This window comes from Candidatus Edwardsbacteria bacterium RifOxyA12_full_54_48, from assembly GCA_001777915.1.
Lineage (GTDB): Bacteria > Edwardsbacteria > AC1 > AC1 > EtOH8 > UBA2226.
This window is the reverse complement of record MFFN01000002.1, coordinates 57,115-77,590: the sequence shown is the minus strand read 5'-3', so window position 1 is coordinate 77,590 and position 20,476 is coordinate 57,115. Positions and strand designations below refer to the sequence as shown.

Annotated in this window: 20 protein-coding genes; 1 reads left to right on the top strand and 19 read right to left on the bottom strand. The window is 46.2% G+C overall.

The window, feature by feature from the left end:
* Nucleotides 1-8: 8 nt before the first annotated feature.
* Nucleotides 9-587, bottom strand: a complete 579-nt coding sequence (locus A2273_06310; GenBank protein ID OGF08550.1) for a hypothetical protein — start codon at nt 585-587, stop codon at nt 9-11.
* Nucleotides 588-1,131: 544 nt separating this feature from the next.
* Here A2273_06310 and A2273_06305 point away from each other — a divergent pair.
* Entirely contained in the window at nt 1,132-1,551 is a 420-nt protein-coding gene (locus A2273_06305; GenBank protein OGF08549.1) for a hypothetical protein, read from the top strand.
* Nucleotides 1,552-1,623: 72 nt separating this feature from the next.
* Here A2273_06305 and A2273_06300 read toward each other — a convergent pair whose 3' ends face one another.
* The 18 genes from A2273_06300 to A2273_06215 all read right to left on the bottom strand — a co-directional run bounded on the left by A2273_06300 (nt 1,624) and on the right by A2273_06215 (nt 20,349).
* Nucleotides 1,624-2,106, bottom strand: coding sequence for a hypothetical protein (locus A2273_06300; GenBank protein ID OGF08548.1), 483 nt, complete (start codon nt 2,104-2,106; stop codon nt 1,624-1,626).
* Between the two features lie 14 nt (nt 2,107-2,120).
* Entirely contained in the window at nt 2,121-4,811 is a 2,691-nt protein-coding gene (locus A2273_06295; GenBank protein OGF08547.1) for a hypothetical protein, read from the bottom strand.
* Nucleotides 4,812-4,862: 51 nt separating this feature from the next.
* A complete protein-coding gene (locus A2273_06290) occupies nt 4,863-5,270 on the bottom strand; it encodes a hypothetical protein (GenBank protein OGF08546.1) in 408 nt (135 codons plus the stop codon).
* 1 nt (nt 5,271) lies between these two features.
* Nucleotides 5,272-5,514: a hypothetical protein gene (locus tag A2273_06285; protein OGF08545.1), complete on the bottom strand. Its 243-nt coding sequence runs from the start codon at nt 5,512-5,514 to the stop codon at nt 5,272-5,274.
* Between the two features lie 75 nt (nt 5,515-5,589).
* Complete coding sequence (locus A2273_06280; GenBank protein ID OGF08544.1) at nt 5,590-5,808, bottom strand: hypothetical protein; 219 nt, start codon at nt 5,806-5,808, stop codon at nt 5,590-5,592.
* A gap of 20 nt (nt 5,809-5,828) precedes the next feature.
* Nucleotides 5,829-6,203, bottom strand: a complete 375-nt coding sequence (locus A2273_06275) for a hypothetical protein (GenBank protein OGF08543.1) — start codon at nt 6,201-6,203, stop codon at nt 5,829-5,831.
* Nucleotides 6,204-6,245: 42 nt separating this feature from the next.
* Entirely contained in the window at nt 6,246-6,620 is a 375-nt protein-coding gene (locus A2273_06270; GenBank protein ID OGF08542.1) for a hypothetical protein, read from the bottom strand.
* A 449-nt stretch (nt 6,621-7,069) separates the two neighbouring features.
* Nucleotides 7,070-7,813, bottom strand: coding sequence for a hypothetical protein (locus A2273_06265; GenBank protein OGF08541.1), 744 nt, complete (start codon nt 7,811-7,813; stop codon nt 7,070-7,072).
* Nucleotides 7,813-10,173, bottom strand: a complete 2,361-nt coding sequence (locus A2273_06260; GenBank protein ID OGF08540.1) for a hypothetical protein — start codon at nt 10,171-10,173, stop codon at nt 7,813-7,815. The genes A2273_06265 and A2273_06260 overlap by 1 nt, the downstream gene beginning before the upstream one ends.
* Nucleotides 10,174-10,324: 151 nt before the next feature.
* The gene (locus tag A2273_06255) at nt 10,325-11,494 is read right to left on the bottom strand and encodes an HNH endonuclease (GenBank protein ID OGF08539.1); all 1,170 of its coding nucleotides are present in this window, start codon (nt 11,492-11,494) and stop codon (nt 10,325-10,327) included.
* A 1-nt stretch (nt 11,495) separates the two neighbouring features.
* Nucleotides 11,496-12,716 carry a DNA methyltransferase gene (locus tag A2273_06250; GenBank protein ID OGF08538.1) on the bottom strand — a complete coding sequence of 407 codons (1,221 nt, stop codon included), beginning with the start codon at nt 12,714-12,716 and terminating at the stop codon, nt 11,496-11,498.
* A 146-nt stretch (nt 12,717-12,862) separates the two neighbouring features.
* Nucleotides 12,863-13,120 (bottom strand): hypothetical protein, encoded by a 258-nt coding sequence (locus A2273_06245; protein ID OGF08537.1) that lies wholly within the window; start codon nt 13,118-13,120, stop codon nt 12,863-12,865.
* Between the two features lie 519 nt (nt 13,121-13,639).
* Complete coding sequence (locus A2273_06240) at nt 13,640-13,852, bottom strand: hypothetical protein (GenBank protein ID OGF08536.1); 213 nt, start codon at nt 13,850-13,852, stop codon at nt 13,640-13,642.
* A 4-nt stretch (nt 13,853-13,856) separates the two neighbouring features.
* Nucleotides 13,857-14,162, bottom strand: coding sequence for a hypothetical protein (locus A2273_06235; GenBank protein ID OGF08535.1), 306 nt, complete (start codon nt 14,160-14,162; stop codon nt 13,857-13,859).
* Between the two features lie 99 nt (nt 14,163-14,261).
* Nucleotides 14,262-14,747: a hypothetical protein gene (locus A2273_06230; protein ID OGF08534.1), complete on the bottom strand. Its 486-nt coding sequence runs from the start codon at nt 14,745-14,747 to the stop codon at nt 14,262-14,264.
* A 416-nt stretch (nt 14,748-15,163) separates the two neighbouring features.
* The gene (locus tag A2273_06225) at nt 15,164-15,535 is read right to left on the bottom strand and encodes a hypothetical protein (protein OGF08533.1); all 372 of its coding nucleotides are present in this window, start codon (nt 15,533-15,535) and stop codon (nt 15,164-15,166) included.
* Between the two features lie 237 nt (nt 15,536-15,772).
* Nucleotides 15,773-17,509: a hypothetical protein gene (locus A2273_06220; protein ID OGF08532.1), complete on the bottom strand. Its 1,737-nt coding sequence runs from the start codon at nt 17,507-17,509 to the stop codon at nt 15,773-15,775.
* A 53-nt stretch (nt 17,510-17,562) separates the two neighbouring features.
* On the bottom strand, nt 17,563-20,349 hold the full coding sequence (locus tag A2273_06215) for a hypothetical protein (GenBank protein ID OGF08531.1): 2,787 nt from the start codon (nt 20,347-20,349) through the stop codon (nt 17,563-17,565).
* Nucleotides 20,350-20,476: the final 127 nt, after the last annotated feature.

Below are 20,476 nucleotides of genomic sequence, written 5' to 3'. Positions count from 1 at the left end.
CCTGCCGGTCAGTTGACCTTGGTCCTGACCGAGATCAGTACCGCTGTTTTAAGATAATCGGTGGGCTGGATATTTACCGACAGCCCGTTGGTGCCGCTGGTGACCAGGTAATAGCCTACATATACTGTCCCCGACTCATCGGTTAACACCGCCATCTCCTTTTCGGTAAGGGTCATATTTATCTTGGTGGTCCTGGACTGAATTACATTTCCATTGGCATCAACCTCGGCGGCCTCTATACGTAGCGGGCCAATGACCACTTCCGGCGCCTGATAAACAGTGGCGGGGTCACGGCTGATATATATGACAGCCGTATCCAACCCGATGGCCAGCCGGTTTTCCAGATCGTAATTGACGGCCCCGTTGCTTACCATTCCGCTTAATGCCGAAACGTCAACTTCCCTGACCTGGCCGGTGATGCTGGTGGCTCCCAGGATGACCGGAACAAAGGGGTCTTTGCTGCCGGAGTTCTTGAGACCGAGAAAATCGCCGATATAAGTGTTGCTGGTTAAAAGCGGGACATTAATATCGGCCTCCCATGAAGGTGCCACCGGATTCTGCAGGGAGCACTGTATGCCGGTGAACATCAATGATACTGTTGCTGCTATCAAACCTGCTTTTTTTACTGATGCGGGGGACATTTAGTTTCTCCTTTATTTCCATTTACGGTTCACCTGAATAATGTAGCAGATTGCATGCCAAGTTAAATATTTTGATCAAGGCCTTGGGATTGCTTGCTTTGCCGATCAGTGCCAAAAAACGATCATGCTATATCTGTCCTTTTAAAACGACAATGGTTGGAAATACATGTCTTTTAAAATTCATGCCTTGCTCAGGGCCATCGGTATTCCCGCCAGGAATAATAATTTCCCGGTTTATTTCAGTTAACCATATATAGCCTGGAAGGAGCAATGCCTGTTTTAAAACCCTCCAATAGCAGTCGCATTGCGGCACCTGTCCAATATTTATGGCGCTTCCTCTTATTTCACCCAGAGCAGTCTGCTCGACCAATATGCTGCAATGACAGCGATTACGCGGCAAAGCCGGACTTGGCATGATAAGTGCTTGTATATAATACCTGAACGCAAACAAACAAACAAAATAAACTAAATAAATCCAAGGAGAACTAAAATGAAAAAAGTAACCATCTTCGCAGCCCTGTGCGGAATCATCTTCGCCGGGATAACCACCACCTGTTACGCCCGCCCCAACTGGGAAAGATTTTTGCCCAGACCGATAGTCATTCCGGTTGACTCTTCTTCCTTAAGCAGCGATATCACAATTGCCGCCATCGATTTCCGGAAATATCTTCCCCGGCCCATTGTGATCCCGGTCGATTCCGCCGGATTTTCATCCCCCATCGAGCTGACCTCCTCGTATCAGGGCGAGATCATAATCGCCAAGCGCAATACAGTTCTCCCGCCATCAGCGCCCGGCCCCATAGACCCGAAGACCACTACCAGATACCAGAATGAACCAGTCATCTCCGCTGCTCCGGTCGCCAAGGATCCGCCGCCGCACCCCTGGATCAGAAAGACCCTGACTGCTTGAAGCTCTTTACCGCCAAACATAAAAAGCCGCAGCTAAGCTGCGGCTTTTTTTCATGATCCAATCACCTTATCATCAGAACGGTTCTCCCCAGGCCACCATCCATCTCCAGTATCGGATCTGCCCCGGCAAAATGCCCGCGACGGCCGTGGCCTGGGCACCTTTTATTCCCACAGGATGGTTGTGGGTGACCACGGCACTGGCCTGGGCCGCCCTCAGGACATCCTTGTGGCTGTTACGGAAGAAACCGACCGGACTGACCCCCATGGCCGATCCATTGCCGTAACTATTATATGGTTTGGGATCCGGGGGAAACGCCCAATCATAAAAAGGCCCGCCATATCCGGCATTGGGATATCGGCGGGCATATTCTCTAAAGGTCTTGACGTAGTCCTTTTTATTCAGCAAACAATCAGCCACCGCAACGGTAAGCACGGTATCATCGATGGAATGCGATCCAGCCACAAACAAAGGGAAATCCGGGGATTTATTCTTGGTATATTCGTGGACCGAGCCGATGATGCCTCCGGCTATGGCGCCAATCATGATATTCGGCATTCTCCAAACTATTTTCAGCCTGGCTCTTCATTTATAACCTTCTTTATTTTCGCAGCCAGATCAGCCAAATGATACGGCTTGCCTAAATAACCCTTGAGCCCCAATTTAAACAATTCATCTGAATCCCGCCCCGCGCTAAAGCCCGATGAAATCAGCACCTTTACTTTCGGATTGATTTTTTTAAGCTTGATAAAAGCATCCATACCGTTCATCACAGGCATAATCATATCCATGATCACCAGGTCGATCTCGTTCTGGTGCTCGCCATAAAATCCTACCGCCTCTGCGCCATCGGAACAAGTGTATACCTCGTACCCGAGGTGCTTAAGTAGATTTTGAGCCGCCTCCCGAACCATTTCCTCATCATCTACCAGCAAAATCCGGCCCTGGCCGGTTAGATCATCCGCCAAGGGTCCCGCAGCCTTTTTTTCAGGTGCCACGCTCATTACTGAAGGAAGCCAGATATTGAATAGAGCCCCTTTCCCCGGTTCGCTTTTAACCTCTATCGCTCCTTTATGATTCATGATCGTCCCATATACGCTGGCCAATCCTAAGCCGGTGCCTTTCCCGGGATCCTTTGTTGTAAAAAACGGTTCAAATATATGTTTTAATGTATTATTATCCATCCCATCACCGGTATCGGATATCGATATAAGCAAGTACTTCCCTGGCTCTATCTGATAGCCATGGTTTTTTATAAAATCGCTATTCAACACCTCATCGCGGGTGGAAAAGGTAAGCAAACCGCCTTCGGGCATAGCATCCCTGGCATTCACTCCGAGATTTAATAACATATTTTCCAGCTGGGACGGATCACCGTTTACTGCCGGCAGCACAGCATCCAATTGACGGTTCACCGTTATGCGGCGATCAATGGTTTTTTCCAAGATCCCGCAGGTATCGTCTATCAAATTGTGGATGTCGGTTGGCTGCCATATCACTCGCCCTTTTCTGGCGAAAGTAAGCAATTGCCGGGTGAGGGTTGCCGCATGATCGGCGGCATTGGCAATATTATTGACATAAGCGGATAATTCCCGATTTCCCAACAGCTTCATAGCCAACAATTCTACATTGCCGATGATGCCGGCCAGCATATTATTGAAATCGTGGGCAATACCCCCGGCCAATAGACCAATAGCCTCAATTTTTTGGGAGTGCCGCAATTCCTGCTCGATCTTTCTGCGCTCGGTAACATCCCGCATGAACACCAATGCACCGTTATCCCCCTGGTACTCGAAGGGCACTACCGAAACCTCGACGTCAACCGGAGTCCCATCCAGTTTAAGGTGCTTATATTCAACCGCGGGAAGATCACTCTTTTCCCGGTTAATCGTCCTGATTCTCTCAGTAACCATTTCCTGAAAATCGGGATGAATTCGTTCGATAATCGGGCTGTCTATCAGCTGCTCCGGTCTTTTCGCCCCGTAAAGAGACAGACAGGCTTTGTTGACATAAGCATATTTCCCGTCAATCTGTATGAAAATGGCATCCGGCGCACTGTCGGCCAGAAGCTGGAACTGTTGTTTGCTTTGGAGTAATTCCACCTGGTTTCTGGTTAAATCATCCAGCTGCTGATGCAGTTCCTCCTCGGCCGCCTTAAGTTGCTGTTCGGATGCCGTCAATTCCTCCACCGTCGCCGCCAACTCCTGGTTGCTATCCAAAAGATTTGTATTGGATTCCTTAAGCTGCGCCTCGGCCGACATTAACGATTCCAGATATTGGTTCCTGCGCTGATACCAAACAATGACCACCGCTGCGGCCGCCACCCCGGTTAGAAAAAAGGCCAGCAAGGCTACCGTAATGAAAAGTTTTTTTACGGGGGCATACACCTCTTCGGCATCGACCTTGGAAACCATGAACCATGAAGTACCGGATATCTTCCTCAAGGCCGCCAGAACCGGCTGGCCCCGATAATCATATCCCTCGACCGTTCCGGTCCTGCCGGTTACCGCCATCACCGCCGGAAGCTTGGTGTCGGTCAGGGGCTCTTTCATTTTCAGGGCGGTATTTTCACGATGCCGGACGTCATTCAAAAAAAGCACCGAATCTCCCTCCTGCCTGACCAGCAGGGTCTCCGAAGTGCGGCTGGGGGCCGGCCAACTCCGAATAAGGGGATAAAAAAACCTGCTGGGATCGACCCGGAGGATCAAAGCCCCCGTCCGCCTGCCTTGATATGCAATCGGCGCAACAAAATCCATATGCGGACGTTTGGCTTCGGGACAGTAGTAAAGATCGCTGGTCAAAACCCGGCCCGAGCCAAGGGCCTGGGTTATAAAACCGGTTACTTTGGGGCCGACATGCTTGGATGTATCGTTGATCGCCATCATTACCGTGCCGTCGGGCTTTAGTAAAAGAATGGCTTCGTATTGATTGTAGCGGAGCAATGATCTCAGGCGTGTGGCTACCGCCTCTTTCAACCGTCCGTCCTTCGGATTTTCGAACCATCCGGCCGTGGCTTCCGCAAACGAACGGCTGTCGGCAATTCCCCAGGCGTTATTGATGCGCTCCTGATACCATGACTCTATCAGGGATGATTTCAGGTCCGCTATCGCCGAAAGATTTTCCTTTTGTTCCTCCGCCAGGGCACGGCTCTGCCTTGCATAAAATAGCGTCGCCCCTGCGGTAATGAATAAAATAATGACGGCCAGAAAGCCTGTCATATAAAACAATTCCCGCCGGGTTCTTTTTGGGGTTTTATTCCACATTGCCTGCTCCCGTCGCCGCCTCAACCTGAACGGTCTGGTTCAAAAGGTGTTTTAACACACCCCCTTGCCGATGAAAAAGGGCGCATACTTTTTATCTTCATCCAGTATATGTTTCTTCAGCCATTCCCTAAGAAAACACATGGTTTCTATGCTGGCAGAATAATCTTCATTTTCGTGCTTTTCCTTCAAGGAAATAATGGTTTTCTTGAACATATTATGTTCCTGAATATGATGCATGGTCTCGGGGTACAGATGAAGCCCGAACAATGTTTCCTCCGTTTCGAAATGATATTCGGCATAATCCATCATCTCGGTCAAAATTCCAGCCAAAATGACCCTGGCCCCTCCGTTTTTCAGGGCAGTATATAGTTTATTGACCAGATCAATCAATTTTATATGCTGCTCGTCTATTTCCTCGATATTTACCTTGTATTGGTCGGCCCATTTTATCAACGTCATGTCAGCAAATCTCCGTTGCCTTGTGGCTGGAAAGATATTCCCTGGTCTTTAAGATGGCCTCCTGGGGTTCTACTTCAACATTGCTGACTGTTACCCAGCCGTCCTCCAGCCGATGCTTATGATAATAACGATACCCGCCTACCGGGTCAATAACCTTGGTAACCACATTATTTTCGTCCAGTCTGAACAGTACTGCGGATACTATTTCCGGCTCGGCCAAATACTGGTTTTTGGGATGGGGCATTTCAGCCACAACGAAACCCAGCTGTCTCTCCCGTTCGGTAATTACCGTAGCGTACATATTAAAGGCTCCATAAGGTTATTTCAGGGAAATTGTGATCTGGTTTTTATTTTGGGTGAATTTTATCTTATCCTCCCGGGCCAGCCAGCCCAGGGCCAGGTAAAGCTGTTTGTCGTCCAGCTTGGCCTGTTTTTTCAGGGCGCTGAGATTATGTTCCCCCTTGGCATTAAGGACCTTCCATAAAGCGCCCGCATTACGGCCTATGATCGGAGTCCACATTTTGGTTCCCTCCTTCATAATTATGGTTTGATACCGGCTTATGCCGATCTGTCCAATATGGCGTCGCCCTCCTCTATCGAAGATGCCGTATTGACGGCAGAATATCCCTGCGGCGGGTTTCCCTGCTGTTGGGCCGCCCCGCTATCGGATCGTGGTATGACCTGGATGATACGCTTTACTCCCATATATCCCAAAAAAGCCTGAGCCCGTTTGATCTCGATACCGCCTTTGGAGCCGGTGGGATGGGCCTGGGAGATATCGGTTATTACGGTGAAACCGGATTGCAGTTTTTTGGCCTCCTGCATGGTCTTATCGGCCGCGGCTTTGGCCGTTTCATCCGAGATGGAGCCTTTGATCACCAAATACAACCGGTTCTTGACGAGATCGGTCCAGATTTTATAATCAAGATCCATGATTCATCCTCCAACTTTGTTTTAAAAAGAAATGCTCGGGTTTCACTTTATTCTCTCGACCGCCTCTATTGCCTGTTCCTTGGTGTCATAAATGTTTATATCAAAATTGACCTTGCGGGATGATGTACGCACGTTCATCCTGGACATCGGGTCCCTGCCGTACCGGGCGAAGCAAATGATCGTCCCGTCCAGAAGCTTTTTGACCTGTTCCCCGTAATAATCCTGGACCTTGTGATTGATCTTCAAACCGTCTATGCAGGCAACCAGGCGCACCTTCCGGCCGATCACTTTGAACTTATCAGCGTATAATTTTAAAAATGCGTCAACCTCACCCTCTGAGTTGATCACATAATCATCCTCGACGAAAAGGATGTTTTTACTTTCATTGTATTCGAATTTTACCGTCTGAGAAGCCATGATTCGGTTCCTTAGCTTACTGTTTATTGTATGGTTCCTTTTGTCTGCTTTTAAAAGCACGGTAGCAGCCAGGGCTTTATTTCTTGGTGCGGTTATACGGTCTTTGGTTGTTGGGTTTTAATGATATGCCCTTTTCGCTTGCTTTTGAAGCTACGGCCTCCGCCGTTCTGCCAAGTTTTAGACCTATTACCCTGGTGGGGGTATTATGGTTGGCCGAGTCTTTTAGTTGTGCCACTGTTTGCGGGGTCCAGGGCTTGCCGGTATTGCGGGTTGAATTTGGCAGCGGGTACAGAGATGGGCCTCTATTCAAATAAATCGTTCAGTATTTTCCAACCTGATAATTGTTCGTTATAGCTGTAACTTTCGCTGTTATTTAGTTACCAAATATTGAAGACCAAACTGCCTACGTTTTTTTGGACTATTATTGGCAACTATTTGACAGAATTTATTTACAAATCATCTACAACAACTTCGTCCCACTCATCAATTAATATTAATTTATTTTTTCTTACCTTTAATCTATATATTGGAGCATGCATATAATATACATTTTCTCTAAATTGTGTAAACCAAGTCAATGTTGAATCTGGCACCTTTAGCCCAAATATAATTTGTATTAATGCCTCTTGCTTAAATGGGAATCTTTCTTTTTCGGATATTATTCTCCATTCCTTCTCGACACTCCAAGTTTTAACCTTTGACAATAAACACTTACGAAAATCTTCTGCACCGTTAATGTCGATGAACTCATCTATATACGAAACAGGGTTTATGGCTTTTTCTAAATTTGGGTCCTTAGATAACTCAAATTTTAGACAAACACCTGTATGGTTTTGTGCATAATGTGACCACATTAATGGATTATTCCCATCTTCTGTAAAACAACTAACTCTTAGTTTAGAGTATAATTCATCTATTGTGTTTATCCAAGAACTTTCTCCACGTTCAATTTCAGATTTAAAGATTGAGGAAACAAGTTCTACATGTTCTTTATTACTTTTTAAAGATGGATATTTCTCATAATATAGTTTTAAATAGCTTTCTAAACTAATTGCGAATGTTGAATCTAAAGGATCATTTAAATCTGACCTTTTTGACATATAAAATTTTGCATTAGTCAACATCTCCATCAGATGAAGATTCATTTGATGGTATTTATAAAGATATTTAGGTTTTTCCGACATCAGACACATTAGCTCTTAGAGTGAAGTATTTTCAACAATATTTCATAATGCTTTGGATCTGACTCTTTTATAATATTCAAAAGTACTTTTATAGCTTCTTTACTTTCACTTTTATCTTTGTGTTCTATTGTGCTCGTTGGGTCTGAGTTGTGTGAAAACTCGTTAACTAATTTGTATGCTTTGCCAGCATCTATTTTGCTTATCTTTTCATCCGGCACATTGATATTATTGAGCAACACATCCATTTTAGATTTCTGATCTCCTGTTGTTGGTATCTTAAAGTCTGCGAATATATCAAATAATCTCCTTGCCATATTACCAATTGTATAAAAGTCCTCGTACTCGGTATTAGGTTTATCTGAAAACTCTTTGAGTTTGGCAAATAAAAAATGATATTCAGATTTATAATTGCGAAGCGTTCTATCAAGTTCGACAATTTTTGCTTTTCGGATATCTGATTCAGTAAAATTCTCTACCATAAAATATTCGCAAGGGATTGGTTTTCCCACCTTACTTTCCGCCCTTGCTTTTTCGTTATCTCTCTTTGTCGTATTGTTTTTATTTATAAACCAGTCTTTGGTAAGATTAAAAAGCTGAAAATTATGAGTGGAAATGAAAAGTTGGCCCACTTCTTTGAAATGTGTGCTTATCATTGAGAAACAATGATAGATAAAATTTGAATCAAAACTGGAAATCGGATCATCAATAAAAACAACCCCCTTTGATTTATCAAAGGAACCCTCACCAATCTTTACAACAAAATACGAAAAAGCGATTGCCGTTTTCTCACACTCACTCAAATTTATCGCAGGATGTCCATTTCTTTCTATAGTATAACCTTTTTTATCTGCGTCTAGTGCAAGCTTTATTTCTTCTCTTCCAAAAAATTCCTTTAAATGTTTGTTTATTTCATTAATTGCATTGCCGATATTTGAAGTCTGTTTTTCCAAGTCTAATATTTCAGAGTCATTATTATTTAATGCCTTAAGTGCTACATCTTCATTTCTCGCTGCTTCTATGTAGTCGTTTACCATCTTTTTATAATCTTGTTCAGACAAAGCAGCGGCAATTGAATTAAGCTCCAATTTATCTCTTGCTTTTGTTACTTCCTTATCATGATTGATTACTTTCTCATTATGATCCGTGATAATTTTATTAAGTTCCTCAATAATTTGATTATATGAAGTCAAAAAGTCTTCTGGTGTTTTGGAATTTATGACGACAGACAGCGGATTATTGTGCTTTTCTTCTAATTTCTTTAAAACCCCATCAATCCAAGCATTTATTTTCCCAATACATTCATTTAATTCCTTTGCTTTTGTCTCGTAGTTAACCTTTAAGTCGGGGTAAAGATCGTCGTTTTTCAAAGCAAATTCATTTTTCTTTATTTTTATAATATCGTTTCTTAAATAACTAATCGTATTTTGTAAATCCTCATAATCTTTACTGAAATGCCTTGAAAGAGAATTTAAGAAGTCATTATCAAGTGGTTTTTGGCAAAACAAACATTTGCCTTTTTCGTTTTTGGCCTTGTGTAAATCATATCCCTGCTTAACCCAATTGTTTAAACTATGATCGTCTTTTAATCTATCCAACGTTTCGGAAATAACATTTTTGCTAAGCAGTTTATTAACCTCATCGAACAACATTTGAAAACTATTAACAATTACCCCCTCAAATGGAAATGAGAATTGATAATCAGCAAGGGGGTTTTGAACTACGCCGGCTGTGCTTTTACTTATTGCTTCGTATTTTTTCTTGTCTTCATCAGAAAGAATCTTGCCTGAATAATTATCAATCCCGATAGTGTTTATATTGCTCTCCACCTTCTTTTTATTGTAGTTCTTATCAAAGAGAATATTCGCAATTTCCCTTCCCAAACCAGTCAAAAAGGTGTTCTTCGTTTCTTCCTTTGCTAACTTAGTTTTCTTAGCTTCTTCGTATGTTTTGCCAAACGTAATTTTATCTAGCTTAAGTTGGGTAAGTCGTTTTTCAGACTCGTAATCTTCTTTACTTTGATAAAAAATAGGTGCACACGACTCTGCTGGGTTAAAAGAAATGTGCTCATCAATAAAATCTTGATTGAAAACTTTTATTGATAAGATGTTAGTAGTAACATTTGTATTATTAACAATTACACCATCGTCTGTCTTAATTTCAAATTCCCCATTTTCCGGATACTGTTTAAATTTATCCTTGTCATAAATACATTTTTTCTCACAACTCGCAAAAACACGCGCAATTGTAGTTTTCCCACTTCTATTCCAGCCATATATCAAATTATACTTCTTGAATTCGGGGAAGCCCGCTGTCCAAGAATAGTCGTGAAATATGCCGAAATTCTTGAGTTTTGTTATTTTTGTTATCATTTTCTTTTAAATACGCTATACACAATTATTTCATAATAAACGTCATCACCAGGGCGAACACCGCTTAGGTCTTTGGCATGGCCCCGGCCACCGAACACCCGCAGTACATTTGGCCTATGATGAAAATACGCTTTGAGATTTCAATGTTAAATTATCGATTCCCTTTTGCTCTATTATGGGTCTTACACAACATTTGACAGTTCTTGGCATTTGTACCGCCACCCTTGCTCCATGCTGTTACATGGTCGGCATCCATTTCGTCTAATTTCCATATCTTGCTCTTGTTGGCATCATGCCCCACTGCACAAAGTGGGCAGTTTGATTTTCCTTTGGTTTCAGCCTTTTTAGTCTGTGCTGCGTAAACAGTTTTCTTGGTTGCCTCATCAAAGACCCGGACCTCCAGCAATTTTGTATCTACGGAACCCCCAAGTATATACTCAAAGATTCCCTTTCGGTTTTTGATATATGGGTCAGCGTAAAGCTCCTGGGCTTCTGCTGATACTTTAGCAGGGTTATACGATTTTTTATGATACTCTTCATACAGCCGTCCCCACTCAATACCACACATCTCCCTTTGGACATCTTTAAATACGCTAGACGCCCATTCAATAACGCTATTGAAGTATGTTTTAAGCTCGTTGATGTTTTCATCCTTGCGATGCTGGCTCATATAGTCACTGATATTGCCCTTGCTCACCCAATCCAAAGCCCTTTCCATAAAATCCTGACGATTGGCGCTGCCTTTTACATAGGCGCTCCATTTCTGAATGTTGGCATTTTGACTGTTACTGAACTCTGCCTTGCCGAGCGTCACAAACGGACCAGAATATATTGCATTCAAAAGCTCCTGCTCATTGAGCGGGACCCCGGCAATGTTGATTGTCTTGAACCACTCCTTTATTTCGCTTTCCTTGCCCTCGCATTCGTAAATGGTCAGTTTTGTTTTCAATATTCTAGTTTGCTTGTCCTTTGCCATGCCACTGAAATATTGCTCATTCCCATCGTCATCTTTGATGGCAAATTTCCCAGCGATAAAGCGCCCGAAACTGGTAATGCGCTGTTGACCGTCCAAGACTTCCAGTTTTTCATCGCTTACTTTGTTAAAATATATCAAACCTAGCGGGTACTCTTTGAGTAGGGATTCGATGACGGCCACTTCTTTTTTGCCGCCGTCGGAAGCATAGATATAATTACGCTGGTATTCCGGCTGGATTGTCAGCTTGCCGGACAGGCCGAAAAGCCCCTTGCCCTCCAGTTCGTTATAGACGAACCCTTCGCAAATATCTTTGACAGTAATGTCTGTTTTTAATGTTGTTTTCATGTTACTTCTTCTTGTGTTTAATTAAGATTCTAGCATAAACGATTAAAAGGGGTCCATCTGCATTGTCTGCGGTGTAATAAATATCTGCTGGCACTTTATCAAGTTTAATAGTTGCACGAGTGTTGGATTTACTCCCATTAATTACACTACCATCTGTGTTATGTTGGGTTGGGTTTATATATTTTTTGGAGGGCCGACATTCAAACTCATCTCTGCCTGAAGTCAAGCCTACTATTTCAAATTGATCAGGATTATATTTATCCAAAAAACTAATCGGCACCCCCATTACGCCTTTGTAATCGCTCGGAATGGCATCAGTAAATGGAACTTCTATAGCATCGTAGTTGTCATAGCGGTCATAAAATTCTTTACCTTTCAGTTTTTTGTTAAATCTTAAATTGTCTTTCATTGACATAGGTTTTAGGGGTTGGTGTCTTCTACCGTGGTCAAGGTTGGTGAACCAACGGACACCTTTTATGCGTAAAAATATTTTCCCTTCATCATTTACTCTCCACCCAGCAGCAGTAATTGGATAACTATCTGGAACTTGAAACTCACGATCGCCACTAGAGATACTTGGCCCCAACCACATCTTGTTTTCCTTAATCTTTTGAAAAACTTCTTTGTAGGTAATCGCATTCAAGTTGCCAATAATCACAAACTTTTTATTATAATCAAAAAGCTGTTTAACATATTCGCGAAACAACGAAAACGGAGGATTTGTTACTACGATATCAGATTGTTTCAGCAGCTTTATACATTCATCGCTACGAAAGTCGCCGTCGCCGTTTATCGGTGTCCATTCGTTGTGTTTGTTTGCCTTTAACTGCTTGGCAACATCCTTCAAGTTGAATTCGCCGTCGCCATCTATGTCTTGAACTTCGTTGATAATAAATTTATTGGCGGTTATTTTGGGTCGGCCTTTTGATTTTGTGTGAGTTTTATCAACGCCTATTAACTCCAGTTGCGTGTTGGCCACTGGTGATGGCTTATAGCTGGTAGTGATAAGTTGTTTCAGTCTAAGCTTATCGAAATTTAGCACGAAATAACGAAAAAAATTGCTCTCGAACGGATCATCGCAGTTACAATACACTGTCTTGCCTTTGAACACCTTGGGGTTGTATTCCAGATATGCTTCAATCTCTTTTTGAATATCATCGTACTGTGTATAGAACTCGTCGTTCTTTGCCCTTTTTGCGTTTGTAAGATTACTGTTTGCCATGATTTTTAATCGATTGTTTTATAATTTGTACAGTTGCGGGGTCAACATTTCCACGCCTGCGGAGCACTTCGCACTACCTGTGAAGAGCATTTCAACACCCGGGAAGAGCATTTCCGCGCCTGCGGTGGGCTTCGCACTCCTTGTGATCACCATTTCGGCACCTGCGGCGGGCATTCCACCACCAGCACGGTATGCTTGTTCCTGTCATGCAGGCTGATGTCCGGAAATTTGCCGGTGTTTACACCCTGGCCGGAGCCCAGCTTCCAGTCGCTATCTCTCCAGCCTAAAAGTTCCAACACTTTGACTACATAGCTGGACTGCACCTGCATTTCGGCCATCTTATGGATCTTATTGGCTTTGGCCTGTGTTGCCAGTTCCTGGAGGGCGGCTTTGAGTTGAGACATAAAATAAAATTACAAATATTATTGCGAGTTATTTAGTAACAACTATATACTTTTGAAAGAGAATTGTCAAATAGTATTTAACCTTGGGACGACGATCAGTCTGTCGCTACGATCAACCGCCACCGAATGTCCCCTTCACCCGGTTTATGCCGGAATTTTGCGCCGACTCGCCCGGTCCGGCGGCAATATCAAAAGCGTAGTTATATACCTGCCGGATGAAATCCGGATATTTGTAGGCCGCCATAACCATTCTCCCTATTTTGGCAAGATATGCCGATAAACAAAAAGCCCGGAGTATGCATTATACAAACGCATTAATTGTACTGACATAACGGTATGGCCATTTATGACCATTGATGGTTTACCAGCGATATCATTAATGGTATCGCTGGGCATTCATCAAGGCCAGCTTGGGCCGGCCTCCCAAGCATAGAGTAGTAAAGAATTTATTAAATGCGTATGCATTAGTAAGATACCGCAGGCCCTTTTATATAACAATATCGGACCGGTGCAGCCCGTCTATTGCCTGGTCCATAAGGTGATGGTGTAGGTGTACCCGTATCTCCAACCCCGGCCTCCGGCTCTTCCCTGATAGCCCAGGAGCAGCATGCCTTTCTCCCACTTCCGGGCTTCATCCTCGGTGGCAAATTCACGGATCACATGCCAATCGAACGAATTGCCATGGTCCTGCTTCCGCCGAACCGGATCGTCGGTCAATCCCGCATAACGCATCTTCTTACCCTTGACCTTTACTGCCGCAGGTTTCCTCCACGTTGGCCGGAACGAAGATGGTGGCATCGATCACTTCGATGGCCCGCCCGGTCAGGGAATTGTGCTCGGCACACAGAGGGATGATATACCAATTGTCATCATTGGCTCCCACCCTCAATACATGCCCGCCGGCCTCCGCTTGATTGGCACAGCCGGCTTCGGAACAATACACCGCTATGCGGCCGCTGTATTTCTCCCAATGCGCCAGCCAGCTCCCGCAACTACAGGTATTATACGGTGTTCCGTTGATGTTTCGCACTTTCTTGGCCATATCAACCCTCTCGGCAAAATTTAAAACATTCAGTTAACAGACCGCCGGGTATTCGGGAAAGCCCGGCTCTTATACGATCGCCCCTTAGGAAGCCGGACACTATCGATTCACCGCAAAGGCCGTTGCCTGTCTTTCAAGCAGATCCAGGTGCCTTTGTTCCCATTTGACCAGGGAGCCGAAGAATTTCCTGATATTTACATCATGGCTGCTCTCTGATAATTTGGAATACAAGGCGATGGCTATATTTTCTTTTTTGATAAACTCTCTTAATGTCAGCAGAACAGGCTTCGACTCTCCCGTCAATTCCGACAGTTTTTTGGCATATAACGGGCTGGTTTCAAGCGTTCCGGATTCCGGGGGCGGCCCGATGTCCGGGAAATCGAACTTTTCGTGGTTGTGTTTGTAGCTTTCCACCACGTATTCCAATATTCTTCGGTGCTTCTCCTCGTCTTGGGAAAACTGCATCAGCATTTCACCGGCTCGGATGTCTTTAGAGAGCAGGGCAACATGCTTATAAAAAAGCGCCGCCTCGTTCTCCATTTTAACGGCCTGCTTTATGTTTTTCAACAACTCCTTATTTTCCATTGATTTCCCCTCTTATCAATTATTGTTTTAGTTCCAATTGCCATTTTATTATTTAAACCAATCGGAAACCAAACAAAGCGACAAGGCTGTGATCCCTAATGGGAGATATTCAAAGACCATAAATACTGCCAAGAAACAGCCTATAAACTAGCGTTCCCCCAATAACTTCGCTTGCATATTTTAGGCCATTTGTGTTGCTTTCCGCAACATTCGTAAGCCTTCTAATTACATGGAATTACAGCCGCTCAGGGCTTCGGTAGATAACGGCAAAGTAATAGTAATGCAATATTTACCTCCCAATTTGCAATAGGCTATTTTGTTAATCCCACTATATGGAAAAAGGCGGGATATTATATCCCGCCTTGCTGGAAAGCCCGGTTATCTGCCGTATAAAATTGCTTGCTTCAGGTTATTTCTCAAGAAACACCCTCTCCACTCGCCGAAATATTTACAATTTTAGCAATGCTTTTCAGCTTACTGTTATCGACCTTATTTAAGTCTTTCATGATCTTAGACATTATTTTTTCCCGTTCAACAACCTTGGCCGGCGCACCCTTCTTGGCTGTCTCAATCTCCTTATTGCCGGGAAACAAATCCGGCACCGTCAACTTAAGGGCATTGGCAACTTTCTCCAGAGTCTTGATTGTTGGATTTACCCGGGCCTGTTCGATAAAGCCGATATACCGATAATCAAAGCCGGCCTTCTCTCCCAGCTGTCCCTGGGTTAATCCCTGGGCTTTGCGAAGCTTCCTTACTTTGTCTCCAACCAACCCGATAAAATCATTCATATGACCTCCTTGCTTAAATTCAACCCTATAACCGTTTCATATGGCATAAATAATAGCAATTCAGCCTAAAAATAGCAAGAACAAAAAAGACCGTTTCCCAAAGGTGAACGGTCGATTCGGATTGAAATGCGCCCGGTTGGGCGTCCCCAAGATGGCGGGGTCTGCCGGGGCCGGAGATGGGCTGTCAAATTCAACCCGTATATCTAACGCACCATTTTGCCGGCCTGTTTCCGGCCGTCAGAACGGTTCTCCCCAGGCCACCATCCATCTCCAGTATTTTATCTGTCCCATCCGGGTGCCGGGAGCGGCAAAATCCATCCGGCCGGTGCCGAAAGGCAGGGTATACCTTATTCCCAGGCCGGGGCTGGAGACCATGTCGCCAAAAGATTGCTTGGCAAAGGACTTATTGCTGAGCATGCCGCCGTCAATAAATGCGGCCCAGCCCCAGTTTTTGCCCAGATCGACAACCGACTGAAGGTTGATCAACAGCATGATCCTCCCGCCGGTCACCCGGCCCCGGTCGTCAACCGGGCCGATCGAGCTAAGGGCATACCCCCTTACCGTTGACGGGCCGCCCAGAAAGAACATTTCATAGCTGGGGATGGTGGACCTTTGCGACCAGTCTCCGATGATCCCGTACCGGAAACGCCCGGCAAAAGACAATCTGTGCGAGGGAGCCTTGAAATAGTAGGCCCAGTTGTTGACGGCCCTCTGAAATGTCTCCGCCCCACCCATGATGCCGCCGGTGTACTCCAGTTCCAGATCGCTGCTTAACCCCTTTCGCGGATTCACCGGATCATCCAGATTCTGGTAGCTGGAGGCAACGACCAGCGACCTGCGGCCCTTATAACTTAAAGTATCGGATGAATACTTGGTAAGCTGCCAATTGGGAGAAAGTTTCAGCCACTCCTGTTTCCAACGATAGTCGATATTAAAGGCATTTGATATCGGCGTGCTTACCGTAAAATTAAAACCCACCGTCTCCAGACGGTAATCGGTGTAGCTGGGCCTGAAATCATCGTAATAAACCTCGCCCCTGGCCGGCTTTTTAAATAAATAAAAGCAGGGATCGGAATAACTGACCAGGGAACGGCCCCGGGTCAGTTTGAGGGGAAGCCTGGTCTGAACCGAGACCAGTCCGTTGTATTCAATTCTGCGGCCCAACCCAAAAAGATTGCGATGGGCCCATTGGGTCATTAATCTTACTGCATCACCACTGCCGTAGCCGATGCTGGTCTCGAACAACCGCCGGGGCTTCTCCGCCAGCCGGATATCCACCGCGATCTCATTGGCCAGGGAGTCGATCTCCCCGGGGGAAACGGCAACCGCCCGGAACAGATCGGTTGATTGGAGCAGAAACTGGCTTTTTATCAGCTGGCTCCGGCTGAAAACATCGCCCGGGGAAAGCCGGATGGTGTTCAGGATGTATTTTTCTTGGGTATGGACGTTGCCGTATAAAGAAATACGGGAGATGTGTACCCGGGGCCCCTCCTTGATCTTATAGGTAATGATCGCCTTATGCCCGTTTTGGAATTCCAGATCATGGTCCACCTCGGCATAGATGTACCCGTGGTCGGCATACAACAGCATCAAACCGAAATCATCCTGCCCCAGGTCTTGGTAATTTAACGGCCTTCGGACCTCATTGGCTATGGCCTGGCTCAATACCCCGGCGGAAATTTCCCGGCTCCCGCTAAAATCTATCCGGTCCACATAATACCTGACGCCTTCGGTGATCACCAGTTTTATTCCGGCATCGCCCGACAGGCTGCCGCTGTCGATCATATATTCGATTTCGTTGTCGACAAAGCCGTTCCGCCGATAGAAAGATCTCAGCCGGTAAATACCCTGCTCCAGGCTGTCGCTATCCAGCTTGTCATCCGGGAATTTAAGGTCAGCCACCTTCCCCAGCTGGCGCGAAGAAAAACTGGCATTGCCGTCCATGGTGACCCTGACCTTTTCCGCCGCTGCCAACGATAGCCAAGCCGACAGAAAAGCAAGGACTGTGATTATGCCTGCTCGACGGATTACCATAAGGGAGCCGAGCTCAGCTTTAACACCATCCGGGATTCATTTTCATCCGGGAGGTGGTACCCTCCCAGGGTGATCTTGAACGGCGCGGCATAGGAGAAAATCCACCGGGAAGTTATCTCCGCGCCCAGGCACTGGCGGGAATCGGCATAGCTTAAAGATCGGAAATCATCGGATGCCGCTCCGATGTCCACCAGCAAAGCTCCGCTGACGTTCTTGAGGAAGAAGGGCCAGGTGGAGTATCCCCGCTCCACATATAACAACGGAAAGCGGTATTCGGCCGTCATCAGGGCCTGATATCTCCCATAAATATCCTCGGTTGCTCCCCGGGGTTGCATTTCCGGGAGGTCCTGGTTGACATAGCCCCCCTGGCCCCAGGCGCCGGCCGTTATCTTGGCCATCAGTGCATGGTGGCGGAAAGGCAGCGGCAGGTATTCGGCCCAGGAAAATCCCTGCCAGGCCTGATTCAGGTCGCTCCCCAGATAGTTTCGGTACAACCTAGATTCTAATGATATTTCACGGCCCCTCTCCGGGCTGATGGAAAAGCCAAACTTTTGGGCGTTGCTGAAGCCGAGGTTCATTTGCAGACGCGCCAGATGGCCGGTCCAATAAGGGTTGACCGCAAAGATCTCATCATTCAGTCCGGTGTAATTGGTGTGGTAATAAGCCACCGCGGCGGCCATCGCATGATCGGAACGGGCCACCGGCAGATACAGCTGGAGCGACTGGCTTTGATGCCTTGTATAATAGGCGACCTCTTTGCCTTCCAATGCGACATCCTCGGAAGTCGCATTGTCCGAAAGCCTAAGGTTGTAGTTCAGACTCCGGCCAACATCAGAATAGGCAATATTATAATAGAACCGTTGCGAGTTGAAGCTGGGGATGAACATGGCCGTATAAGATTTGGCCATCAGGTCGTCCGCGCCCATCAGGGCAGCTCCCAAGGCCCCCCCCTTTTCATCAATGGAGGCGGCGGGAAACCAAAAGAACGGCAGCAGGGTTTTGCCAGGCCGGTATTTTGCCGAAGGATAATCGGCGGTATCTGGGGCCGTTTCGGCAAATTCCGCAGTGTCGGCATAGGCGGCATTTTGATAATAGATCGAGTCGGATGTTTTTGTTTTTGCCAGATCATACCCGGTTGAACCGAGGTTCAAGAAATATAAAATATCATCGGAGACTGCCGGATTGAAGGCCCCGCCGATGACATTGGTCCTCCGGGATATGGAGCCGGTCTGAAGGTCATAGTCGAAGATATTCCACACCCCGGAGCGGTCCGAAGCAAAATACAGACTTTGGCCGTCGGCCGACCAGGCCGGGGCCATATCCTGGGCCCTGTCGGCCATCAAGGACCGCCACTCTTTATCAGCGATGTCGTAAAGATAGAGGTCCTGATAGCCCCCATCCTGCCACACCGCCAGGGCGATCTTACCGCCGTCGGGGGACACCGCCGGATGGCTGAATAATTGGTCCTCAGCGAACTCGGTCAGATATCCCACCCGGCTGGTCTGGATATCTATGACTGCCAGGGCATTCTGGTCCAGCTTGGAGGCCACAAAATATAACAACTTATTATCCCGGGAAAAGGCCGGATCCCTGGCCCGCAAACCGTGGGTGATCCTTTTGGTCTTGCGGCCATCCATATCATGGATATAAATATCACCATATAAGTTTTCGCCAAAGCCGGAATACTCCATCTTTCCATAGGCCAGGTATCTTCCGTCGGAGCTGAATTGCATGGAGCCCAGAAAGATTCCCCGGTCGACCGTCCGGAATTTTCCCAATTCGACATCATACAACGTCAGGGCTGATCTCCGATGGCTGTTTTGGTCAATATAAGCCAAATATTTACCGTCGGAAGAGGATATTAGTTCGGATTTGTCAAAGCCGTCGGTTGATATGAGTTTGGCCTCGGTCAGACCGTCTTTTTTTATGGAATCTATCTGCCGGCCGTATTCCCGGTATGATGCATCTTCCCAATCCTGCCACAAAGCCGGAAAGCTTTTACCGAAGACACTCCGGGCCGTTGAATTCTGCATGAACGGCAATACCAGATTGCTGTGCTTTCGCTGATATAGAGCCAGTTTATTTTGCCCGTATCTATGGGACAGATATTCAAAGAACTTTCCGCCATAGATGTAAGCTGCGTCCCGTGGCCAGCAAGGCGAGGCCACCCCGGCCCGGTCCAGGGGCACCCAACCGCCTTCGGCCGCCGCGCTGCGCAGCATCCCCTCGGTCAGGGCCGAGCGGTTGCGGCCGAAAGCGGTGTATCGGGTCTCGGAATAGACCGCCAGCCCCTCGATCTGATTCAAGGGTTGAAAAATATTGGGCAAAAAGATCCTGCCGAATAGCGAATTGAACCCGGCCGGGATGCCGCTCTGCATGTCCATCTGAAGCAGGTGGGTATATTCATGGACCAGCACTTCGTAAAGCCAGTCCCCGAAGTTATTACGATCCCCGACGTTCTGGGCGGGATGGATTATTATGGTCCTTTTGGGAAGAGGTGTGGCATAATCGTTCACGATATCGGTGTGATCGGCCACTATAACATTGGTATGGCCATAGGGCAGCCATTTCAAAAATCCCACCAACGTGACATGAACATCCTCGGCCTTATTGGCCACCTTCTGGGCATACTGCTCCTGGCCTGTCTGGTAGTATACCTTGAAATGGGCTGTCTGCAAAAAGCGCCAATCCCCGTTCAACGGCACTGATCCGGCAAAGACCGGCGCATTCCAATTTACCAGGACAGATATCAGCAATATGGAATATTTGATGGCTCTCAATCCGGCTTTCTTGAATATTTATTGTGACTTCTTTAAAAGTACCTTTTACCACGCTTGCGCGCCACCTCTTTCATCGGTGTAAACTCCGCGCTACAGCGGGCAGGCACGGAAACTCTGAATTTCAGGA

Excerpts from the sequence above, each read along its gene's own strand:
- A2273_06280 (OGF08544.1), bottom strand. The coding sequence starts at position 5,808 with ATGAAGGAGGGAACCAAAATGTGGACTCCGATCATAGGCCGTAATGCG.
- A2273_06285 (OGF08545.1), bottom strand. The coding sequence starts at position 5,514 with ATGCCCCATCCCAAAAACCAGTATTTGGCCGAGCCGGAAATAGTATCC.
- A2273_06225 (OGF08533.1), bottom strand. The coding sequence starts at position 15,535 with ATGAATGATTTTATCGGGTTGGTTGGAGACAAAGTAAGGAAGCTTCGC.
- A2273_06255 (OGF08539.1), bottom strand. The coding sequence starts at position 11,494 with ATGAAAACAACATTAAAAACAGACATTACTGTCAAAGATATTTGCGAA.
- A2273_06235 (OGF08535.1), bottom strand. The coding sequence starts at position 14,162 with ATGGCCAAGAAAGTGCGAAACATCAACGGAACACCGTATAATACCTGT.
- A2273_06240 (OGF08536.1), bottom strand. The coding sequence starts at position 13,852 with ATGCGTTATGCGGGATTGACCGACGATCCGGTTCGGCGGAAGCAGGAC.
- A2273_06305 (OGF08549.1), top strand. The coding sequence starts at position 1,132 with ATGAAAAAAGTAACCATCTTCGCAGCCCTGTGCGGAATCATCTTCGCC.
- A2273_06250 (OGF08538.1), bottom strand. The coding sequence starts at position 12,716 with ATGGCAAACAGTAATCTTACAAACGCAAAAAGGGCAAAGAACGACGAG.
- A2273_06245 (OGF08537.1), bottom strand. The coding sequence starts at position 13,120 with ATGTCTCAACTCAAAGCCGCCCTCCAGGAACTGGCAACACAGGCCAAA.
- A2273_06310 (OGF08550.1), bottom strand. The coding sequence starts at position 587 with ATGTTCACCGGCATACAGTGCTCCCTGCAGAATCCGGTGGCACCTTCA.
- A2273_06290 (OGF08546.1), bottom strand. The coding sequence starts at position 5,270 with ATGACGTTGATAAAATGGGCCGACCAATACAAGGTAAATATCGAGGAA.
- A2273_06300 (OGF08548.1), bottom strand. The coding sequence starts at position 2,106 with ATGCCGAATATCATGATTGGCGCCATAGCCGGAGGCATCATCGGCTCG.
- A2273_06260 (OGF08540.1), bottom strand. The coding sequence starts at position 10,173 with ATGATAACAAAAATAACAAAACTCAAGAATTTCGGCATATTTCACGAC.
- A2273_06275 (OGF08543.1), bottom strand. The coding sequence starts at position 6,203 with ATGGATCTTGATTATAAAATCTGGACCGATCTCGTCAAGAACCGGTTG.
- A2273_06230 (OGF08534.1), bottom strand. The coding sequence starts at position 14,747 with ATGGAAAATAAGGAGTTGTTGAAAAACATAAAGCAGGCCGTTAAAATG.
- A2273_06265 (OGF08541.1), bottom strand. The coding sequence starts at position 7,813 with ATGTGTCTGATGTCGGAAAAACCTAAATATCTTTATAAATACCATCAA.
- A2273_06270 (OGF08542.1), bottom strand. The coding sequence starts at position 6,620 with ATGGCTTCTCAGACGGTAAAATTCGAATACAATGAAAGTAAAAACATC.
- A2273_06295 (OGF08547.1), bottom strand. The coding sequence starts at position 4,811 with ATGTGGAATAAAACCCCAAAAAGAACCCGGCGGGAATTGTTTTATATG.